Genomic DNA, 22,082 nt, shown 5'->3' with positions numbered 1-22,082 from the left:
CTCTTATTGCAGGATGTCATGGAGATACGCTTTGAGCTTCCGGGGCTCGATCGACTTCTGGTTGCCCAGGATCTCGCAGGCCAGCGCGCCGACGACGTTGCCGATGAATCCCAGCAGTTCGGGCGGGCAGCCGAGATAGGCCGCCATGGAAGTCACCGAGAGGAAGGCGTCGCCCGCGCCGACGCGGTCCACGACCTTGTGGGCGAAAGCGGGCACCGAAACCTGCTCGCCGTTCGCGGACCGGACCAGACTGCCGCGCATCCCTCTCGTCACCACGAAGAGGTCGACGCCCATCTTGTCGGCGACCTGGTCGAGCAGTCCACTCACGTCGCCGTCCAGGTCGCGGGTCTCGAGGCGCAGCTCGTGCTCGGCGATGCTCGCGTACTGGGCCGTCTTGTATTGCGTGACCGTGTTGAAGCCCCTGTTCCCGGAGTTCGCCTGGGTGTTCAGGGCCAGGAACGGGGCGTGGTCAGAAATGGTCTGGCGCGTCGCCCTGCTGATGGTCCCGTGCCCGAAGTCGGCGACGATGACGAGGTCGTACCCCGGCAGTTCCCGCTGGAGCATCTCGCGGAACTGCCCGTCCTGCTCCACGTTCAGCCCGGAGTCGTCCATGATGTAGACCTCGAACATCTTGTTGAGCGAGTAGCCCTCGACAAACCGCCGCTTGACGATTGTCGGGGCGTTTTCCTTGACGATGAAATGCGGGGTCACATTGGCGTTCAGGCTGTCCTCGATAAAGGTGCGATAATCGTTCTTGCCCCCCAGGACGGTATACATGTCGACTTGCCTGCAGAAGTTGGAGACATGGTTGGCCACGGCCAGAATGCCCCCGGCAAAGATGTCGTGGCGGCTATATTGGACGGCCAGGACCGGATCCTTCGACGACGTGCCCAGCGTGCGGCAATACCGGTAGTCGTCGATGATCGCGTCGCCGATCACGGCCACGGACAGATCGGCCATCCTGTCGATGACCGCAAATACCTCCTCCAGCGAGTACCGGCTCATGAACACGTGGAGGTATTCCTGCACGTGTTCCGGGAACGACGAGATGAACTTGTTGATCACGCTCGTGGAATTGAAGGTGCTCTCAAGGGGCAGTTCGAAGCGAATGCCCTTTGCCTGGCAGAGGGTGCGTTCCGCATCGATCTCGACCTGTTCCTCGGCCTTGGATTTGAAATGGTCTATGACCTTGAAATAGATGTCGGGCGAAAGCATATCCAGTATGGTGGACAATTCGACGTGAGTTGCGATGGCCACGTAGTCCACGCCTCCGAGGGAAGCGACCGCTTCGGCCCTCAGGTCCTCGACGAACTTCGGACAGGTTTTCCCGTTCCCCAAAGCCTGGTCGCAGGCGACCGTCACGACGACCACGTCACCGATCTCACCCGCCTGGTTGAAAGAGCGGATATGCCCGATGTGCAGCAGGTCGAACACCCCGTGGCAATGAACGACCTTCTTCCCTTCCGCCCTGCATCGCGAAACGATATCGGCGAGTTCCTCAAGTGTCGCGATCTTACTTCCCGTATTCATGATGAGTACCTATACATTCCATCCGGATGACGACGCGCACACGCTGTCGCGCCACTCGAAAACAACAAGAACAAACTCTATCCTCAACAATAGGCGCCATCCCGTCGGAAACGGCTTCCCCCGCGATGACACCCTGCGGCCTTCCCCGGCTATTCCATCCAGCTGGGGTTATTTACCAAAAATATATCGGCTATCTTCACTTCCGGAGCATTGCACGGCCAATATTTTCTGAATACCACCCAGAACCTCTCCTGCCGCTCCTTCGTCTCTTCCGTCTCGACCCAGGTCCCTTCGACCCGGGCGACCATCTCCCTGGCCGCAGCAACGATCTCCTCGGCGGTGTTGTCATGGATTTCAATCCCGAGGGGATCGAAAATCTCGGGCGAGGTGCTGCTCCCGGCACCCGCCTCGAATATCTCGCTCATAGTCAGATATCTTTCCTCCGCCTTATGCCAACATTTTTTAAAAATAACACAGGCGTTTGGCTCATAGGATGCCACGGCTGTGACAAAGGCGCAATGGACATAGAGCACCGGCAGGCGGAACATGTACGACGTGATCGCGTCCAGGCCGGAACCGACACTGACGAAAAACCTACATTTGGCGGAAAGATAGACATCGAGCAGTTCCGTCCGGCGGCCGGAAAAGGTGTAATCCAGAACATTGGGGTGATCAGTTTTGACCGGCTCCTTGGCGGCGCTCCCCAGCCGGACGACCTGATAGCGGTCCGCCAGGTACTCCATGGCCGGCACGAGCGTCTGGACGTTCGCGTTGCGAAAGAAATGCTTGGAAGCGGCTCCGAGCTTGGTGGTATAGACTTCGTCCCGGCCAAGAAACGACACGATCGGCTTTTCCGGGTCCAGACCGAGAGCGCGGCACTGGCTTTTCGCCTCCTCCATCTCCCGGGGGCTGAAATCAAAACGCCGCGCCATCTTGAAAAGGTACTTGTCGGTATCAAAACCGATGGTGGAAAAGAACTCCCGAGAAATGACGCCAAGACCGCCGCACTTGCGGCAGACGTCGTACAAAGGGAGAAGCGCGGGCACGATCCGCATATTACGCTTGAGGATATTGAGCATGACCCGGTTGCTCGGATGATCCTGGTAGACGAAGAAACGGTATTCTCTGGGCAACAACCCTCTTTCCAGCTTGGAGAAGTATTCCAGCTGGTTCGCCACCAGATGCCCGATGCGCTCGACACGGATCAGATGAATCTTGACCGGGACGGGAGACAGCTTGTTGAACAACCCCAGCAGGAGGGCCACCGGGAGCAGAACGGGAAAAAACAAGATCCTATAGGGCCACAGGACTATTCGGTATTTCGGTCGGCTGGACATATAACTCGAATTCAACTCGCAGACTTGTTTCCCGGCGGTTTCCACCAACTCCGACGGCTCCGGCGTTCTGCGAATTAACTTTATTATTTCAGTATGAAAAAACGGCGCACAAAGGACACTTTCTAACATGTATCGAATTGTTTAAATTAACTTAAACAGTGGGCTTAGCGCAACAGATTTCTGGAAGCCCTTCCCGCAGGAGACTTTGACCTTTACTCCCTGATTGCAAACTCGTATGAAGCGGACAACTTTCATGCGTCCAATCCAGGTATCAAGGAGAAATTGTGGCTCGCGAAGTCAAACTCTATAGTTTCAGCAATCGATATCTTTTCAAACGAAGCGTTGGATATTTCGGGGCATACAAAGGCCGGGTGACGCTTTCCGTCATCGCCATGCTCCTCTATGCGCCGGTTCCGCCCGCACTGGCGTGGCTCAGCAAATACCTCACCGACGATGTTTTGGTCGCCAAGAATTTCGAGATGCTCAAGTTGTGCATCGCGGGGTTCGTAGCCCTCATCCTGCTCAAATGCCTCCTGCAGTTGAGCCAGGTTTACGTCATGAACATCACCGGCTTCCTGGTCCTCAGAGACCTCCGCCTGGATCTGTTCAAAAAGATCATCAGGCTCCCCATGCCGTATTTCGCCGAAGCCGAGATCGGCATGCTCATGAGCCGCATCACAGCCGACGTCATGGCGGTCCGAGTTTGTCTGCCCAGCGGCATCATGTTCATCCGGCAGGTATTCACCCTGTTCGCGCTCATCGGCACGGCCATCTATCTTGATCCCTACCTGGCTTTCTGGAGCCTGCTGATCATGCCGATCGCCATCTACCCGTTCGTCTACTTCGGGCAGAAAATCCGTAAATACGGCCGCAGGATGCAGCACGAGTTTTCCGACATCAACGTCGTCCTCGAAGAGAACTTCTCCGGCATCAAGGTCATCAAGGCCTTTGCCAACGAAGTCCGGGAGGAACTCCGCTTCAAGAAGGAGAACGACAGCTTCACCAAGCTGCTCGTCCGCCGCACGCTGTATTCCGAAGGCTCTTCCAGGATCATGGACATCATCGCCGCGGTGGCCGGCGCCACCGTCATGTGGGTGGGCGGCAACCAGGTCCTCAAGGGAACCATGACCCCCGGCGACCTGACCGCATTCCTGCTCTGCCTCGTGCAGTTGTACGACCCGATCAAGAAGCTCAACGCCTCCAACCACGACATCCAGGGCGGTCTGGCCGGTGCCGAGCGCGTGTTCGACATCCTCGACTCGCCCGACATCAACGTCGAGGATGACGGCAAGACCGTATTCGACGGCGATCTCAAGGAGCTCTCCTTCAAGAACGTCTCCTTCACTTATCCCAACTCGGATGTCCCGGCCGTGGACGACTTCTCCCTGGACATCAAGGCCGGGCAGCGCGTGGCCATCGTGGGCCGCAGTGGCTCGGGCAAGACCACCCTGGTCAATCTCCTGCCGCGTTTCTACTCGCCCCAGAAAGGAAGCATCACCATCAACGGCACTCCCCTGGACGAGTACACGCTCGATTCGTTGCGCATCAATCTCGGCCTGGTCTCCCAGGACACCTTCCTGTTCAACGTCTCAGTGGCCGAAAACATCGCCTATTCGCACAAGGAATTCCGCCTCGAGGATGTCGAGGCGGCGGCCCGCGCGGCGTTCGCCCATGATTTCATCATGGAGATGCCAAACGGGTACGAAACCGTGGTGGGAGAAGGCGGGGTCAAGATTTCCGGCGGTCAGAAGCAGCGTCTGACCATCGCCCGCGCCATCATGAAGGACCCGAGCCTGCTCATCCTGGACGAGGCCACCAGCGCCCTGGACACCGAGTCCGAACGCATCGTGCAACAGGCGCTGGAGAACCTCATGGTCGGCAGGACGTCCATCGTCATCGCCCACCGGCTGTCCACCATCCTGAACGCGGACGTCATCGTGGTCATGCACGACGGCAAGATCGTCGCCAAGGGCACGCACAAGGAACTGCTGCAGGTCAGCCCGATTTACGAGCGTCTCTACAGGACCCAGTTCGAAGACTCGACCATGGACCCGGTGCTCTCCTGAAAAGGGGACGCCGAATCAATCGAGACTGGTTGTTTCCTGAACCCTGCGTCGGTTGCGAGATTCTTGACGGGACTCGACAACTCATGAAAAATTGAAGATGTTTTTTCAAAAAGGCATCCACACGAAGGAACGCGTACATGAAAAACAAGGTAACCGTCGTCATCCCCACGCATGAGCGCCACCAGCTTCTGGAGAGACGGGTCCTCCCGTACTATCTGCAGTTCGACGTACCAATCCTCATCGTCGACTCCAGCCAACAACCGCACCAGCCCTCCATGGACAACCCGGCCATCGACTACGTCCATTGCCCGGGCGAGCCGATCCCGCACAAGCTGAAGCAACCGATCCTGGACCGGGTCGAGACACCGTACATGTTCATGAACGCGGACGACACGCTCCACTCCATGAAGGGTGTGCAGACCTGCATCAACTACCTGGAGGCGAATCCGGACTATTCCACTGCGCTCGGCCTGCTCTTCCAGTGCCACCACGACGACCGGTCCCGGGTGGACGCCAACAACTTCGACCTCTACTCCCTGCCCGTGGATTCCGACCGGGCCGAGGAACGCCTCCTGCAGGACTTCGCCAAATTCGACACGATCTTCTACGCGGTCTCCCGGACCGATTGCTGGCAGAACACCCTGCGCAGGATGCCCCGGGAAATCGTCAACTACTACCTGATGGAAACGTACATCGTCATGATGGCCCTGATCCACGGCAAGCGGGCCAAGCTGCCGATCATGTACTCCGCCACCGAGGCCGGGCCGTCCATCAACGACACGGACCCGCGGTACCATTGCAGCCCCTTCAAGCTGGCCACCGAAGCCCGCTACGCCGGCGAGGTGACCGCGGTCAAACGGGCGGCCCTCGCGTACCTGCAGGAAAAATCCGGCATTTCCGAGGCCCGCGCGCGCCTCTACGTGGACGGGGCCCTGGCCCTCTATTGGCTGCAGGACAAGCCCGTCAAGAGCCCCGGGGACCGCATCAAAAACGAGTGGAAGACCTTTCTCAGCAAGACGTTCTTCAAGAAGAAGTACAAACGGCTGAAGGCTGAAAAACGTGCCGCCGCCCTCGAACAGCAGGCGAAAGACACGAAAGAGAGTTTCGAGATCATCGGCGAGGAAGGCCGCCGGGAATACGAACAGCTCATGAAACGGGTACAGGACTCCTAGGGGACGGACTCGTGCGCATACTCGTGACGGGCGCCACCGGATTCATCGGCAATCACCTCATCCCCATTCTCCTGGCAAGAGGCGCGGAGGTGATCGCGACCTACAGGAACAGGGACGCCGCCCTGGACCGGCCCTGGGCGTCCGCCGTCACCTGGCGGGAGCTCGACATCTTCTCCCCGCCGGACTCGCCCTTCGAGGCCCTGGGGGCGCCCGACCGCATGATCCACCTTGCCTGGCACGGCCTGCCCAACTACAAGGACTCCTTCCATCTTGACAAAAACCTGCCCGCCGACACCTTTTTTCTGACCCGGCTGATGGAAGGCGGGCTGAAGCACCTGCTGGCGACCGGCACCTGCTTCGAATACGGTTTGCAGGAAGGCGAGTTGTCGGAAACCATGCAGGCCGACCCGAATACGGTCTACGGCCAGGCCAAGCTGCGGCTCCAGCAACGGTTGCGGGACGCGGCGGCCGGACACGGGACCGTGTTCCAATGGGCCAGGCTTTTTTACACCTACGGCAAGGGGCAAAATCCGAACTCGCTGTTCGCCCAACTCCAGACGGCGATTGACAACGGGGAAAAAACATTCAACATGTCAGGCGGCCACCAGGTCCGGGACTATCTGCCCGTCGAAAAGCTGGCCGACGCCCTGGCCTCCATCGCGTTGCAGACCGAAGTGACCGGCATAATCAATGTCTGCAGCGGCAGGAGCCTGACGGTGCAGGAACTTGTCGAAGAATATATACGTAAACAAAACGCAACCATAGACCTCAATCTCGGCTACTATCCCTATCCGGATTACGAACCGTTCAAGTTTTGGGGAAGCACCAGTAAACTTGAGCGGGTATACGGCAATTAAACAGCATATGGTTTTCACGGCCAGTTCGCGCAAACTCATCAGGAACAAGACATGGACCCCATCAAGGCTTTCATAAAGGAACGGGAAGACAGGATCAGAACCCAGGGCGAGAACGTCCGCATCAGGGAAACCGCCCTGGACTTCACCGCGCAGTCCATGCGCAGCCAGTACTCCTACAATTTCTCCTGGATGGGCAGGCCCATCATTCAGTACCCGCAGGACATGGTGGCCATGCAGGAGCTGATCTGGGAAGTGCAGCCGGACCTGATCATCGAAACCGGCATCGCCCACGGCGGCTCCCTTATATACTACGCCTCCCTGCTGGAGCTGATCGGCGGCGACGCGTACGTGCTCGGCGTGGACATCGACATCCGGGCCCACAACCGCGCCGAGATCGAGGCCCACAAGATGTTCAAGCGCATCGAGATGATCCAGGGCTCGTCCATCGACCAGGGCATCGTGGCCGAGGTCGTCAAACACGCCAAGGGCAAGAAGCGGATACTGGTCACCCTCGACTCGAACCACACGCACGACCATGTGCTCGAAGAGCTGCGCCTGTACGCCCCCTTCGTGACCAAGGACAGCTATCTCGTGGTCTTCGACACCAGCGTCGAGTTCGCCCCCGACGACCTCAATGAAAACCGCCCCTGGTCCGTGGGCAACAATCCCAAGACCGCGGTCGACGCCTTCCTGGCCGAAAACGGCCGGTTCGAAATCGTCAAGTCCATCGACGAAAAACTGCTGATCAGCATGGCGCCCGGCGGCTACCTCAGGTGCGTCAGGGATTAACCAAAGGATATTCCATGGAAGTCATCATACTTTGCGGAGGGCTCGGGACCAGGCTGAGGGAAGAAACCGAATTCCGTCCCAAGCCGATGGTGAACATCGGCACCAGGCCGATCCTGTGGCACATCATGAAGACCTACGCCCACTACGGCCATACGGACTTCCTGCTCCCCCTCGGCTACAAGGGCGAAATGATCCGGGACTACTTTGTCAACTACGAGTGGATGAACAACGACATCACCCTCGAACTGGGCAACCGGTCCAACGTCTGCATGCACGGCTGCCATGAGGAGACCGACTGGCGCATCACCATGTCGAACACCGGCCAGCACACCCTCAAGGGCGGTCGCATCAAGAAGATGGAAAAGTACGTCAAGGGCGACACCTTCATGCTGACCTACGGCGACGGCGTGGCCAACATCGACATCCCCGCCCTTCTCGACTTCCACCATTCCCACGGCAAGATCGTCACCGTGTCCGGCGTCAACCCGGCCCAGCGCTTCGGCGAGCTCAAGACCGACGGGGACCGTGTCCTGGCCTTCCAGGAAAAGCCCGTGCACACCACCTGCGAGCTGATCAACGGCGGCTACTTCGTGTTCGACCGGAAGATCTTCGACTACCTGACCCCGGACGAGGACTGCGACCTTGAATACGGGCCGCTGGAGGATCTGGCCGCCAAAGGGGAGTTGATGGTCTACCGCCACGAAGGCTTCTGGGCCTGCATGGACACCCTCCGTGACACGGAGCACCTGAACAAGCTCTGGGATCAGGACAAGGCCGAGTGGAAGGTCTGGTAAAGCCATGCTGCGTGAATTCTACCAGGGCAAACGCGTCTTCCTGACGGGCGACACCGGCTTCAAGGGGGCCTGGCTCTCCCTGTGGCTGACGCGCATGGGCGCCGAGGTGGGCACCTACTCGCTGGCGCCGCACACGACGCCGTCCCTGCACGAATTGGCCGACGTGGCGTCCAGGGTCCGACGCCTGGGCGGCGACATCCGCCAGCCCGCCCCCCTGGCGGAAGCCATGCGCGACTTCCGGCCGGACATCGTCGTCCACATGGCCGCGCAGTCCCTGGTCCGGCCTTCGTACGAAGACCCGCTCACGACCTTCGAGACCAACATCATGGGCACTGCCAACGTGCTGGACGCCGTGCGCAACGCCGGGTGCGTCCGGGCCGTGATCAACGTGACCAGCGACAAGTGCTACGACAACCGGGAATGGATCTGGGGCTACCGCGAGAACGACCCCATGGGCGGGCACGACCCCTATTCCGCCAGCAAGGGATGCGCGGAGCTGGTAGCCGCCTCCTACATCAAGAGCTTTTTCGGCAGCGGCCGGACAGCCGTCGCCTCGGTCCGGGCCGGCAACGTCATCGGCGGAGGGGACTTCGCCAGGGACCGGCTCATCCCGGACATGGTCCGCGCCTTTTCGAGCAACGACGTGGTCAAGATCCGCTCCCTCCGCGCCACCCGGCCCTGGCAGCACGTGCTGGAGCCGCTGCACGGCTACCTCATGCTCGCCAGGGAGCTGGTGGAGAACGGCCACGCCTTCGAGGGCGGCTGGAACTTCGGCCCGGCCGACGAATCCACCCGCACCGTGGGCGAAGTGGTCACGAAATTCAGCGAGAAATGGGGCGACGGAGCCCGCTACGAGCTGGACGAAGGGAACCATCCGCACGAGGCGACCCTCCTCAAGCTGGACTGCTCCAAGGCCTCCCTGCGCCTCGGCTGGCGTCCCAGGACCGGTTTCGAGCAGGCCCTGGACTGGACCTGCTCCTGGTACAAGGGTTGGGCTCAGGGGCGGGACTGCGCCGAGCTGACCCTCGCCCAGATCGACGCCTTCGAGGAAATGATTTGAAAACGACGCCGCTGGAACTCAACGGGCTGTACCTTCTCGAGACGGAGCCCTTCAAGGACCATCGCGGACAGTTCGCCAGGCTGTTCTGCGCCCGCGAGCTCGCCGAAATAGGCCTGGAAAAGCCCATCGCGCAGATCAACCATTCGCTGACCAGGGCCAAGGGGGCGGTCAGGGGAATGCACTTCCAGCGCCAGCCGCACGCCGAGGTCAAGATCGTCCGCTGCCTCAGAGGCGCGTGCTTCGACGTGGCCGTGGACCTGCGCGAGGACTCGCCGACCTATCTCCGCTGGCATGGGGAAATTTTAACGGGCGAGAACAACCGCGCCCTGCTGATCCCCGAGGGATTCGCCCACGGATTCCAAACCCTGGAGCCCGACACCGAGCTGCTCTATTTCCACACCGACTTCTATACGCCCGACTGTGAAGGCGGGGTCCGCCACGATGACCCGGCCCTCGGCATCAAGTGGCCGCTGCCCGTATGCGACCTCTCGGCACGAGACAAAAACCATCCATTGCTCTAACCGGACAAGATATCAGCCATGCACTGCCGCCACTGCAAGACACCGCTCAAGGACGTGTTCATCGACCTGGTGAACCAGCCGCCGTCCAACTCCTTCCTGAAGCAATCGCAACTGGACGATCCGGAGACCTATTTCCCGCTCAAGCTCTACGTCTGCCCCGAGTGCTTCCTCGTGCAGGTGGACGAATACAAGAATTCCCAAGAGATCTTCTCGGACGACTACGTCTACTTCTCCTCCTTTTCCAGTTCCTGGGTCGAGCACGCCAGGCGCTACGTGGACATGGCCGAGGCGCGCTTCAACCTGGACGGCGACTCCATGGTCATGGAGATCGCCTCCAACGACGGCTACCTTCTCCAGTGGTTCGTGAAGAAGGGCATCCCCTGCCTGGGCATCGAGCCCACCGGCGGGACGGCCGACGCCGCCGAAAAGATCGGCGTCCCCACCCGGCGCGAGTTCTTCGGGACCGATCTGGCCCGCAGGATTGTGGCCGAGGGGAACCAGCCCGACCTCCTGCTGGGCAACAACGTGCTCGCCCACGTCCCGGACATCAACGACTTCGTCCAGGGACTGGGGATCGCGCTGAAAAAAGGCGGGACCGTGACCATGGAGTTCCCCCACCTCATGCGGCTGATGGACCAGAACCAGTTCGACACCATCTACCACGAACACTTTTCCTACCTCTCCCTGACCTCGGTGGACAGGATCTTCCGGGAGAACGGGCTGACCATCTTCGACGTCGAAGAACTGCCCACGCACGGCGGCTCGCTGAGGATATTCGCCCGCCACGCCGACGAGACCGGCCGTCCCGTCCTGCCCTCCGTCCCCGCCCTGCTGCGGACGGAAGAGGAAAAGGGCATGAAGACGATCGCCCACTACGCCGGGTTCCAGGCCAAGGCCGACGCCGTCAAGGCCGACTTGCTCGAATTCCTCATCCGGCAGAAGCGGGACGGAAAACAGGTGGCCGCCTACGGAGCCGCGGCCAAGGGCAACACCATGCTCAATTACTGCGGCATCAAGAACGACCTGATATCCTTCTGCGTCGACGCCTCCCCGCACAAGCAGGGCCTGTTCCTGCCCGGAAGCCACATCCCCGTGCTGCACCCCAAGGCCCTGCGGGAAAGGCGACCCGACTACATCCTCATCCTCCCGTGGAACATCCGGACGGAAATCATGCAGGAGCACGCCTACGTCTCGGACTGGAACGGCCGTTTCGTCACGGCCATCCCCCGGCTGACGGTCCTTTAGCCCCGGAACCGCCCCTGCCCGACCGCCCCTGGGCACACCGCCACCCGGACTGCGGGCTTGTGCCCCGCGAAAAATGGGTGCATACCTCCAGCGAACCGATCACGGAAGGTTTACCGCCTTTCCAGAACCGATTTGACCGCAATGAACGATATTTCCAATCTGCATCCAAAGAAAATACTGGTCTGCCAACTCCGGCAGATCGGCGACGTGCTCCTGGCCACGCCGTCCATACAACTGCTGAAGGAACGCTTTCCGGACGCGGAGATAGATCTGCTGACCGAAAGGAAGTGCCTTCCCGTGGTGGAGAACAATCCCCACCTGTCCCACGTCTGGGCCATCGACAAGAAGGCGCTCAAGAACCCCTTCCTGGCCCTGCTCTGGTACCGCAAGGTGGGGCGCAGCGGCTATGACCTGATCGTGGACTTCCAGCGGCTGCCCCGCTGCCGGTACGTGATCATGTTCTCGGACGCACCGGTCAAGCTGACCCAGCACACGGCCTGGTACAACCGGTTCTTCTACACCCATTTCAGCGACGTGATCTACGGCTACGCAGCCATGCTCAAGGCGTCCATACTGCGCCCGCTGGGCATCGACTGGGACGGCCAGCTGCCCAAGATCTACCTGACCGACGAGGAACGGGCCTGGGCCGACGAATTCATCCGGGCCGAGGGCATGGAGGAAAACCGCTTCGTGACCATCGACCCGTCCCACCGGCGGATCACCCGCAAATGGCCCGAGCGCCACTTCGCCGGACTGATCAGGCTCCTGCGCGAGCGGCATCCCGAGCTCAAGTTCTTCCTTCTCTACGGCCCCGGCGAGATCGAGGTGGCCCGCAAGGTGGCCGAACTGGCGGGCGAGGGCGTGGTCATCTCCGAGCACATGCTGACCCTGCGCGAGATGGCCGCGATCCAGGAAAAGGCCGCCCTGCACGTGGGCAACTGCTCGGCCCCCCGGCACTTCGCCGTGGCCGTGGACACCCCGTCCCTGGCCATTCACGGGGCCACAGGATTCGGTTGGTGCCCCGTGTCCGAACGCCATTCCAGCGTGGACAAGGGGCTGCCCTGCCGCTCCTGCAACAGGAACTCCTGCGAGACCCTGGAATGCCTGGAGACCTTCCACCCCGAGGAGTGCCTGGACGAGGCCCTGCGCCTGCTCGCCTTCAAGCTGAAGTAGGGCCGCGCCGTCCGGGCCCCTCCCGCCCCGCCCCGCCTTGCCATAGGCAGGGACAGGATATATACAGTGGAGCATCATCATTCGCCATTTTCACGGCCAACGCCGTTGGAGCACCATGCATCTCGATAACAAGAAAATACTGGTCACCGGGTCGGACGGATTCATCGGCTCCCACCTGGTGGAACACCTGGTCCGGCAGGGGTATTCGGTCCGCGCCTTTGTCCTGTACAACTCCTTCAACTCCTGGGGCTGGCTCGACGAGTCGCCCAAGGAGATCCGGGACTCCCTGGAGATCTTCGCGGGCGACATCCGCGACCCCAACGGGGTGCGCGAGGCCATGAAGGGGTGCGACGTGGTCCTGCACCTGGCCGCGCTCATCGCCATCCCCTACTCCTACCACTCCCCGGACACCTACGTGGACACCAACGTCAAGGGCACCCTGAACGTCGTCCAGGCGGCCCGCGACCTCGGCGTGGAGCGGTGCGTGGTCACCTCCACCAGCGAGGTCTACGGCACGGCGCGGTTCGTGCCCATCACCGAGGACCACCCGCTCCAGGGCCAGTCGCCCTACTCGGCGACCAAGATCGGGGCGGACCAAATCGCCATGAGCTTCTACAACGCCTTCGAGACCCCGGTGTCCATCATCCGGCCGTTCAACACCTACGGCCCCCGGCAGTCCGCCCGCGCGGTCATCCCCACGGTCATCACCCAGATCGAAAACGGGGCCGAGCGGATCAAGCTCGGGGCCCTGACGCCCACCCGCGACTTCAACTTCGTGTCCGACACGGTGCGCGGTTTCGAGGCCGTGGCCGCGTCCGACGCCTGCGTGGGCGAGGTGGTCAACGTGGGCAGCGGGTTCGAGGTGTCCATCGGCGACACGGCCAAGGCCATCGCCGAGGTCATGGGCGCGGACATCGAGATCGTCTGCGAGCAGGAGCGCATCCGCCCGGCCAAGAGCGAGGTGGAGCGGCTGTTCGCGGGCAACGAGAAAGCCAAGCGGCTGTGCGGCTGGGAACCGGAATTCGGCGGGCTCGACGGCTTCAAGCGGGGCCTCAAGCTGACCGCCGAGTGGTTCGCGGCCCCGGACAACCTGCGGCGCTACAAATCCGACATCTACAACATCTAGGACCTATCGTGGACGCCATCATCCAATTCATACGGCAGCTCTACGGCGAGCCGGAAGCCTTCATTCCCCTGCACGCCCCGGTCTTCACCGGGCGGGAAAAGGAATACCTGGCCCACTGCATCGACACCACCTTCGTGTCCAGCGTGGGCGAATACGTGACCCGGTTCGAGGAGATGACCCGCGACTTCACCGGCGCGAAACGGGCCGTGGCCGTGGTCAACGGCACCTGCGGCCTGACCGCAGCGCTCGAACTGGCCGGCGTGGGCCACGGCGACCTGGTTCTGACCCAGGGGCTGACCTTCGTGGCCACGGCCAACGCCATCTCGAACACCGGCGCGATCCCCGTTTTCATCGACTCCGACCCCGACACTCTGGGCATGAGCCCCACGGCACTTGCGACCTGGCTGGACGCCCATCCCGGAGATATTCCGCAGATCAAGGCGTGCGTACCGGTCCACATCCTGGGCCACGCCTGCCGCATCCGCGAAATCTGCGCCATCTGCGCGGAGCGCGGTATCCCCGTGGTGGAGGACGCGGCCGAGGGGCTGGGTTCCTTCCTGGACGGGCAACACCTGGGCACCTTCGGCAAGTTCGGCGTGCTCAGCTACAACGGCAACAAGACCATCACCACCGGCGGCGGGGGCGTGATCCTGGCGGGCGACGAGGAGCTGGGCGGGCACGTCAAGCACATGACCGCCACGGCCAAGATCCCGCACCGCTGGGAGTTCCGCCACGACGCCGTGGCCTGGAACTACCGCATGCCCAACATCAACGCGGCGCTGGGCTGCGCGCAGATGGAGAAGCTCGACGAGATCCTGGCCGACAAGCGGGCCGTGGCCGCCGCCTATCGCGACTTTTTCGCGGGCGTGGACGGCGTCGACTATGTGGACGCCCCGAAAGGCTGCCTGTCCAACTACTGGCTGAACACCGTGCTCTTCAAGGACCGCGAGCGGCGCGACGAATTCCTGGCCCGGTCCAACGACGCGGGCGTCATGACCCGGCCCCTGTGGGCGCTCATGGCCGACCTGCCCATGTACAGGGACCACGAGAACGACGGCCTGAAAAACGCCCGCGATCTGGCCGAGCGGGCCGTGAACCTGCCCAGCGGGCCGAGGCTCAAGGCGTAACCATGCAGCGTGAACCGATCTTCATCATCGCCGAGGCGGGCGTGAACCACAACGGCGACATGGCGCTGGCGAGGCAGCTCATCGACCGGGCCGCCGAGGCCGGGGCCGACGCCGTCAAGTTCCAGACCTTCCGGGCCGAGGAGATCGTCACCGGCTCCGCGCAAAAGGCAGACTACCAGAAGGCCGTGTCCGGGGCCGGAGAATCCCAGTTCGAGATGCTCAAGAAGCTCGAACTGGACGTGAACGCCCACACCCTGCTCATGGACCACTGCCGGGCGCGCTGCATCGCCTTCCTGTCCACCCCCTTCGACGCGCAAAGCCTGGACATGCTCATCGACATGGGCGTGCCGGTGATCAAGGTCCCGTCCGGCGAGATCACCAACCTGCCGTACCTGCGCAGGGTGGGGGCCAAGGGGCTGCCGGTCATCCTGTCCACGGGCATGGCCACCCTGGACGAGGTGCGCGACGCCGTAACCGTCCTGACCCGGGCGGGCACCCCGACGGCGCGGATCACCGTGCTCCACTGCAACACGCAGTACCCGACCCCCATGGCCGACGCCAACCTGCGGGCCATGGCCACCCTGGCCGAGACCTTCCCCGAGTGCCGCGTGGGCTACTCGGACCACACGCCGGGCATCACTTGCGCCGTGGCCGCGGCGGCCATGGGCGCGACGGTCATCGAAAAACATTTCACCCTGGACAAGACCCTGCCCGGCCCGGACCACGCGGCCTCCATGGACCCGAGCGAGCTGACCGACATGGTCCGTTCCGTGCGCGAGGTGGAGCTGGCCCTGGGCGACGGCGTGAAGCAGCCCAGCCCCTCCGAGCGCGCCAACATCGACATCGCCCGGCGGTTCCTGGTGGCGGCCGCGCCCATCAAGGCGGGCGAGACGTTTTCCGAGGCCAACGTGGCCGCCCGTAGAACCGGCTGCGGCGGCGTCTCGCCCATGCGCTGGGACGAGGTCATGGGGCTGCCCGCGAAACGAGATTTCCAACCCGGCGAGGGCATCGAGCTGTGAGAATCTGCGTCTTCACCGGCACCCGCGCCGAATACGGCCTGCTTACCCCGCTCCTGAAGCGGCTCGAGGCGGACCCGGACGTGGAACTGACCCTGCTCGTTTCAGGCACCCATCTGTCCGAGCGCCACGGCCACACCGTGGACGCCATCCGGGCCGACGGCTTCGCCATCGGGGCCGAGGTCCCGCTGCCGCTCGACGACGACTCCCGCCTGGGCGTGGCCCTGGCCATGGGCGAGGCGGTGTCCGGCTGCGCCCGCGCCCTGGACGTGCTCGCGCCGGACATGCTGGTGCTCCTGGGCGACCGCTGGGAGTGCCTGGCCTGCGCCACGGCCGCGAACCTCATCGGCGTGCCCGTGGCCCACATCCACGGCGGCGAGACCACCGAGGGGGCCGTGGACGAACAGTTCCGCCACGCCATCACCAAGCTCTCCCGGCTCCACTTCACCTCCTGCGAGCCCTACCGCAGGCGGGTCATCCAGCTGGGCGAGTCGCCGGACACGGTCTTCAACGTGGGCGCGCTCGGCGTGGAGAACGTCACGACCGTCCCCCTCATGGACCGGAAGGCGCTGGAGGCGGACCTCGGCTTTTCCCTGGGCGACAAATTTCTACTGGTGACCTATCACCCGGTCACCCTGGCCGAGGACGGCGCCGCCGAGACCGAGGGATTCTTCGCCGGGCTCGAAACCGTGCTGACCGAAGACGAATCCCTGAAGGCGATCGTCACCGGGGCCAACGCCGACCCCGGCGGCTCCCAGGTGGACGCCCGCGCCGCCCGGCTGCACAACAAATTTCCAGGGCGCACCCTGGTCAGCCCGTCCCTGGGGCTGGTCCGCTATCTTTCGGCCATGAGCCTGTGCGCAGCCGTTGTCGGCAACTCCTCGTCGGGCATCCTGGAGGCCCCAAGCTTCAAGGTGCCCACGGTCAACGTCGGCGACCGGCAAAAGGGACGCGAGCGCGCGGCATCGGTTTTCGACTGCGCGCCCGACGCCGACGCCGTGGCTCATGCACTGCGCCGCGCCCTGTCGCCCGAGGGGGCGAACATTGCCAAGCAGGCCCGGAACCCGTATGAAAAATACGGCACCAGCCAGCGCATGCTGGACATCCTGAAACAGGGCGCGCCCCACGGGGCCAAGCCCTTCTTCGACATCGACTACCGCCTGTCCAAGGACTAGAGGTACCTATGAATACATGGAAAGACGCCGTCATCCCGCTCACGGCCACCATCCGGGACGCGGCAGAGACCCTGAACCGCATCAACCTGCAGATCGTCCTGCTGACCGAGGCGGACGGCAGGCTCAAGGGGGTCATCACCGACGGCGACATCCGGCGCGGCCTGCTGGCCGGCAAGACGCTGGAGTCCCCCGCCGCCGAGATCATGGAGACCGGCTTCTTCTCGGCGCGGCCGGACGAGGACCAGACCTCTCTGCTGGCGACCATGCGCGAACGGGAGATCCGCCAGGTGCCGCTCCTGGACGAGGACGGCCGGGTGGCCGGGCTGCGCACCCTGCTCGACGTCATCACCCCGGCGCGGCGCGACAACTGGGTGGTGCTCATGGCGGGCGGCCTGGGCCAGCGGCTGCGGCCCCTGACCGAGGACTGCCCCAAGCCGCTGTTGAACGTGGGCAACAAACCCCTGCTCAAGACCATCCTGGACCAGTTCGCGGAGTACGGCTTCAACAAGTTCTACATCTCGGTCAATTACCGCGCGGACATGGTCGAGGAATACTTCGGCGACGGTTCGAAGCACGGGGTGCAGATCCGCTACCTGCGCGAGGACAAACAGCTCGGAACGGCAGGGGCCGTGGGCCTCATCCCCGAGAAGCCGGACGCGCCCGTCTTCGTCATGAACGGCGACCTGCTGACCAAGGTGGACTTCCCCGGCATGCTCGCCTTCCACCGCGAGCAGGGGGCCAAGGCGACCATGGCCGTACGCCGCTTCGACATCCAAGTGCCCTACGGCGTGGTCAAGGTGAAGGACCACCGCATCACCAAGCTGGAAGAAAAGCCGACCCACAAATTCTTCGTCAACGCGGGCATCTACGTGCTCGAACCGGACGTGGCCGCGGCCATCCCGCAGAACGAGTACCTGGACATGCCCACTCTGTTCGGCAAGCTCATGGACCGGGGCGAGACCACGGCGGCCTTCCCCATCCACGAGTACTGGATGGACATCGGCCGCAAACAGGACTTCGACCAGGCCAACTGCGACTACGACATGCATTTCCGTATGCGCGAAGAGGGCTGTTAAGACCATGCACGCCCTGATCATCGGCTACGGCTCCATCGGTGCGCGCCACGCGCGCCTGCTCAAGTCCATGGGCCACGAGGTCGCCTGCGTCACCCGCAACCGGGAATGCCCGTTCCCGGCCTACCCGAACATTCAAGCGGCACTTGAGGAAACGGCCCCCTGGCTGGCCGTGGTCTGCACGGCCACGGTGGAGCACGCGGCGGGGCTCAAGGCGCTGCTCAAGGCCGGGTTCACGGGCCGCATCCTGGTGGAGAAACCGCTCTTCGAGCGGGTCCGCGAGATCGACCCCGCCCCCGGCGACAACGTGTTCGTGGCCTACAACCTGCGTTTCCACCCCATGGTCACCCGCACCCGCGAGCTGCTCGCCGGGCGCAAGGTCCTGAACGCCCGGTTCGCCGTGGGCCAGTACCTGCCCGACTGGCGGCCCGGCCAGGACTACACCAAGAGCTACTCGGCCAGCCGGGCACGTGGCGGGGGCGTGCTGCGCGACCTGTCCCACGAGCTGGACCTGGCCCTGTTCCTTCTGGGCGGCTGGAAGCGGGCCACGGCCATGGGCGGCCGCTACAGCGACCTCAAAATCGACTCCGACGACCAGTTCGCCGTGCTCATGGAGACGGCGCATTGCCCCATGGTCGGCGTGCACATGGACTATCTCAGCCGGTCCACCCATCGCGGCTTCGACATCACCTGCGCGGACATGACCCTGCGGGCCGACTTCATGGCGGGCATGCTGACCGTGAACGGCACAATGGAGGAATTTCCCTTGGACCGGGACGTCACCTACCGCCGCGAGTTGGAGGCCATGGCCGTGGGCGACCCCACGCCGTGCTCCTACGCGCAGGGGCTGGCCCTGGTCGAGCTGATCGAGACCCTGGAACAGTGCGCCGAACAACAGGTATGGGTATCCGCGTCATGAAGCGTTACGGATTCATTTTCGCCCGGGGCGGCTCCAAGGGCGTGCCCGGCAAGAACATCCGCCCCCTGAACGGGGTGCCGCTCATTGCCCACGCCATCCGCGCGGGCCGGGACTGCGGCCTGCTCGACCGGATCATCGTGTCCACGGACGATCCCAAGATCGCGGCCGTGGCCGAGGAGTACGGGGCCGAGGTCCCGTTCCTGCGCCCGGCCGAACTGGCCCGCGACGACTCGCCCGAATGGCTGGCCTGGCGGCACGCGGTGGATATGATGGAGGCGGAAGGCGGCTTCGACCTGTTCGTCTCCCTGCCGTGCACCGCGCCCCTGCGCAGCGCCCGGGACGTACGCGACTGCATCGAGCTGTTCGAGAAAGGCGGCTGCGACATGGTGGTCACGGCCCGGCCCGCCGAGCGCCATCCCTCCTTCAACATGGTCACCATGGGCGACGACGGGTACGCGGCCATCGCCATGCCGCCCGGCGAGCGCATCACCCGCCGCCAGGACGCCCCGCCTATCTTCGACCTGACCACGGTCTGCTACGTGACCACGCCGAATTTCATCAAACGACACGAAGGGGTGTTCCAGGGAAGGGTCAAGGCGGTCGTCATCCCGCCCGAACGCGCCCTGGACATCGACACCGAACAGGATTTCGCCTTTGCGCAATTCCTGATGGAGCGGAACCAATGAAGAGCATTAAGGAACTGATGGACCTGACCGGCCGGACCGCCCTGGTCACGGGCGGGGCCGGGCACATCGGGCAGGCCTTTTGCGACGCCCTGGCCGAGGCCGGGGCGAACGTCGCCGTCCTGGACATGGACGCGGGCCGCGTGGCGGAGACCTCCGCCAGGCTGGCCGGGCAATGGTCGGTCAAGACCATGGGGCTGCCCCTGGACCTGGCCGACGAGAAGGCCGTGGTCGCGGCCCCCGGCAAGGTGGCCGAAGCGCTCGGCTCCCTGGACATCCTGGTCAACTGCGCCGCCTTTGTGGGCACCTCCAAGCTGACCGGCTGGGTGGTTCCCTTCGAGGAGCAGTCGGTGGAGACCTGGCGCGCGGCGCTTGAGACCAACCTGACCGCGCCGTTCGCCCTGATTAAGGCGGCCACCCCGCTGCTTCGTCGGTCCGGACGCGGGAGCATCGTCAATATCGGCTCCACCTACGGCGTGGTCGGCCCGGACATGTCCCTGTACGACGACACCAAGATGGGCAACCCGGCGGCCTACGGGGCCTCCAAGGGCGGCCTGATCCAGCTGACCCGCTGGCTGTCCACGGTGCTGGCCCCGGAGGTGCGGGTCAACTCCATCTGCCCCGGCGGCGTGGCGCGCGGCCAGGACCCGAAGTTCGTCGAACGCTACGAGGCCAGGACCCCCATGGGACGCATGGCCACCGAAGAGGACATGAAGGGCGCCCTGCTCTTCCTCGCCAGCGACCTGTCCGCCTACGTCACCGGCCAGAACCTGATGGTCGACGGCGGCTGGACCGCCTGGTAACCTTTTAAACTAAAAGCCGAAATGCCCTTCAGTTGACGGGCGTAAAGCGGCTTGGTAGTTACCTACTCCCATGAACATACGCGTTATCCCGAGGCTGGACATCAAAGGCCCGAACCTGGTCAAAGGCGTCCACCTGGAAGGGCTGCGCGTCCTCGGCAAACCCGAGGACTTCGCGCACAAATATTACATGAACGGGGCCGACGAGCTCATCTACATGGACCTGGTCGCTTCGCTTTACGGCCGGAGCAACCTCCGGGAGATCGTCAGCAGAACGGCCAGCAACATCTTCATCCCCCTGACGGTGGGGGGCGGCATCCGCAGTGTGGACGACATCCGCGAACTGCTGCGGGCTGGAGCGGACAAGGTGGCCATCAACACCGCCCTCTTCGAAAAGCCCGAACTGATCACCGAGGGGGCCAAAACCTTCGGTTCCCAGTGCATCGTGCTCTCCATCGAAGCCAAGAGGCTGCCGGACGGAACCTACACATGCCTCCATACCAACGCACGGGAGAACTCCGGCCGCGAGGTCGTGGAATGGGTCAGGGAAGCCGTGGACCGTGGGGCCGGAGAAATCCTGCTGACCAGCGAGGACAACGAAGGGACCGGACAGGGCTACGATCTCGAACTGCTTGAGATGGTCAGCGCGGCGGTCAACATCCCGGTCATCGCCTCGGGCGGGGCCGGGAACCTGGACCACCTTGTCGCCGGGGCCAAGGCCATCGGCACCGGCGCGATCAGCGCGGCCTCCATGTTCCACTACAACCGCCTGGAAGAGCTCAAGGACACGGGCCGGTTCGCCAGCGAGGGCAACACCTCCTTCATCGAACAGTCCCGGACCAGGACCATCGCCTACCTGGAAGGCAAGATCACCTGCCATTCGGTCTCAGACGCCAAGGACGCCCTGGTCGCTTCGGGCTGCCGCTGCCGGATGGACCGGCCCACGGAAGCCCTGCGCTGCAACACGACGGCCCCGCAGAAGGTCGTGGTGGTGGACTACGGCATCGGCAACCTGTTCAACCTCAGCCGCGCCATCCGCTGCCTGACCGGCGTGGAGCCGCTGGTCACCGACGACAGGGACGCCATCGACAAGGCGGACAAGGTCATCCTGCCCGGCGTGGGCGCCTTCGGCGACGGCATGCGCAACCTGCGCGAGCGGGGACTGGTGGAGGTGCTGCAGCGACGGGGCAGGGAGAACCGTCCCACCCTGGGCATCTGTCTGGGCATGCAACTTCTGCTTTCCAAAAGCCGTGAATTCGGCGAACATGAAGGCCTGGGCCTGATTCCCGGTTCCGTGGAGCACATGTTCGACGGCGAACCGAACGGGGAAGTCCCTGTCCCCCATATCGGATGGGCCGGCCTCGAATCCGACGGCCGGGATTGGACCGGGACCGAATTCAAGGATATTTCCGAGGGAGCCTCGGCCTATTTCGTCCATACGTACGTAGCCAGGCCCGATGACGAAGCCCACGTGCTGAGCGTCACGAACTACGGCCCCGCGCGCTTCGTGTCGGCCGTAAGAAGGGGCAACATCTGCGGTTGCCAGTTCCATCCCGAACTCAGCGGCCCGGATGGACTGTCCATCCTCAAGGCATTCATAGAAAAAGAGAAGTAAGAAG

At 63.2% G+C, this 22,082-nt stretch carries 20 protein-coding genes; 18 read left to right on the top strand and 2 right to left on the bottom strand.

Annotation, left to right across the window (positions count from 1 at the left end; genetic code table 11):
* Positions 1-3: 3 nt before the first annotated feature.
* Positions 4-1,530 (bottom strand): PfkB family carbohydrate kinase, encoded by a 1,527-nt coding sequence (locus AB6M95_RS04265; protein WP_371385496.1) that lies wholly within the window; start codon positions 1,528-1,530, stop codon positions 4-6.
* Positions 1,531-1,679: 149 nt separating this feature from the next.
* A complete protein-coding gene (locus AB6M95_RS04260; RefSeq protein WP_371385495.1) occupies positions 1,680-2,777 on the bottom strand; it encodes a TIGR04372 family glycosyltransferase in 1,098 nt (365 codons plus the stop codon).
* A 461-nt stretch (positions 2,778-3,238) separates the two neighbouring features.
* Between AB6M95_RS04260 and AB6M95_RS04255 the strand changes: the two genes are divergently transcribed.
* From AB6M95_RS04255 to hisH, 18 genes are all read left to right on the top strand, one after another.
* Positions 3,239-4,933: an ABC transporter ATP-binding protein gene (locus AB6M95_RS04255; RefSeq protein WP_442604680.1), complete on the top strand. Its 1,695-nt coding sequence runs from the start codon at positions 3,239-3,241 to the stop codon at positions 4,931-4,933.
* Positions 4,934-5,070: 137 nt separating this feature from the next.
* A complete protein-coding gene (locus AB6M95_RS04250; RefSeq protein WP_371385493.1) occupies positions 5,071-6,105 on the top strand; it encodes a TIGR00180 family glycosyltransferase in 1,035 nt (344 codons plus the stop codon).
* Positions 6,106-6,116: 11 nt separating this feature from the next.
* Positions 6,117-6,962 carry an NAD-dependent epimerase/dehydratase family protein gene (locus AB6M95_RS04245; protein WP_371385492.1) on the top strand — a complete coding sequence of 282 codons (846 nt, stop codon included), beginning with the start codon at positions 6,117-6,119 and terminating at the stop codon, positions 6,960-6,962.
* A gap of 51 nt (positions 6,963-7,013) precedes the next feature.
* Positions 7,014-7,751, top strand: coding sequence for a cephalosporin hydroxylase family protein (locus tag AB6M95_RS04240; protein ID WP_371385491.1), 738 nt, complete (start codon positions 7,014-7,016; stop codon positions 7,749-7,751).
* A gap of 14 nt (positions 7,752-7,765) precedes the next feature.
* Positions 7,766-8,545 (top strand): glucose-1-phosphate cytidylyltransferase, encoded by a 780-nt coding sequence (rfbF, locus tag AB6M95_RS04235; protein ID WP_371385490.1) that lies wholly within the window; start codon positions 7,766-7,768, stop codon positions 8,543-8,545.
* A 4-nt stretch (positions 8,546-8,549) separates the two neighbouring features.
* A complete protein-coding gene (rfbG, locus tag AB6M95_RS04230) occupies positions 8,550-9,605 on the top strand; it encodes a CDP-glucose 4,6-dehydratase (protein ID WP_371385489.1) in 1,056 nt (351 codons plus the stop codon).
* Complete coding sequence (rfbC, locus tag AB6M95_RS04225) at positions 9,602-10,126, top strand: dTDP-4-dehydrorhamnose 3,5-epimerase (protein WP_371385488.1); 525 nt, start codon at positions 9,602-9,604, stop codon at positions 10,124-10,126. The genes rfbG and rfbC overlap by 4 nt, the downstream gene beginning before the upstream one ends.
* An 18-nt stretch (positions 10,127-10,144) precedes the next feature.
* Entirely contained in the window at positions 10,145-11,371 is a 1,227-nt protein-coding gene (locus tag AB6M95_RS04220; protein WP_371385487.1) for a methyltransferase domain-containing protein, read from the top strand.
* 141 nt (positions 11,372-11,512) lie between these two features.
* Positions 11,513-12,544 carry a glycosyltransferase family 9 protein gene (locus AB6M95_RS04215; protein ID WP_371385486.1) on the top strand — a complete coding sequence of 344 codons (1,032 nt, stop codon included), beginning with the start codon at positions 11,513-11,515 and terminating at the stop codon, positions 12,542-12,544.
* Between the two features lie 115 nt (positions 12,545-12,659).
* Positions 12,660-13,670, top strand: a complete 1,011-nt coding sequence (locus AB6M95_RS04210; protein WP_371385485.1) for an NAD-dependent 4,6-dehydratase LegB — start codon at positions 12,660-12,662, stop codon at positions 13,668-13,670.
* 8 nt (positions 13,671-13,678) lie between these two features.
* On the top strand, positions 13,679-14,797 hold the full coding sequence (locus AB6M95_RS04205; RefSeq protein WP_371385484.1) for a LegC family aminotransferase: 1,119 nt from the start codon (positions 13,679-13,681) through the stop codon (positions 14,795-14,797).
* 2 nt (positions 14,798-14,799) lie between these two features.
* Complete coding sequence (gene neuB, locus AB6M95_RS04200) at positions 14,800-15,816, top strand: N-acetylneuraminate synthase (protein ID WP_371385483.1); 1,017 nt, start codon at positions 14,800-14,802, stop codon at positions 15,814-15,816.
* Positions 15,813-16,988 carry a UDP-N-acetylglucosamine 2-epimerase gene (gene neuC, locus AB6M95_RS04195; protein WP_371385482.1) on the top strand — a complete coding sequence of 392 codons (1,176 nt, stop codon included), beginning with the start codon at positions 15,813-15,815 and terminating at the stop codon, positions 16,986-16,988. Before neuB ends, neuC begins: the two co-directional genes overlap by 4 nt.
* An 8-nt stretch (positions 16,989-16,996) precedes the next feature.
* Positions 16,997-18,064, top strand: coding sequence for a nucleotidyltransferase family protein (locus AB6M95_RS04190; protein WP_371385481.1), 1,068 nt, complete (start codon positions 16,997-16,999; stop codon positions 18,062-18,064).
* 4 nt (positions 18,065-18,068) lie between these two features.
* Entirely contained in the window at positions 18,069-18,980 is a 912-nt protein-coding gene (locus AB6M95_RS04185) for a Gfo/Idh/MocA family protein (protein WP_371385480.1), read from the top strand.
* Positions 18,977-19,666 (top strand): acylneuraminate cytidylyltransferase family protein, encoded by a 690-nt coding sequence (locus tag AB6M95_RS04180; RefSeq protein WP_371385479.1) that lies wholly within the window; start codon positions 18,977-18,979, stop codon positions 19,664-19,666. Before AB6M95_RS04185 ends, AB6M95_RS04180 begins: the two co-directional genes overlap by 4 nt.
* Positions 19,663-20,466, top strand: a complete 804-nt coding sequence (locus AB6M95_RS04175; protein ID WP_371385478.1) for an SDR family oxidoreductase — start codon at positions 19,663-19,665, stop codon at positions 20,464-20,466. Before AB6M95_RS04180 ends, AB6M95_RS04175 begins: the two co-directional genes overlap by 4 nt.
* 70 nt (positions 20,467-20,536) lie before the next feature.
* Positions 20,537-22,078, top strand: coding sequence for an imidazole glycerol phosphate synthase subunit HisH (gene hisH, locus AB6M95_RS04170; protein ID WP_371385477.1), 1,542 nt, complete (start codon positions 20,537-20,539; stop codon positions 22,076-22,078).
* Positions 22,079-22,082 lie beyond the last annotated feature (4 nt).

The sequence above is a fragment of the Pseudodesulfovibrio karagichevae genome (assembly GCF_041414475.1).
GTDB lineage: Bacteria > Desulfobacterota > Desulfovibrionia > Desulfovibrionales > Desulfovibrionaceae > Pseudodesulfovibrio > Pseudodesulfovibrio karagichevae.
This window is presented reverse-complemented; position numbering and strand designations above follow the sequence as displayed.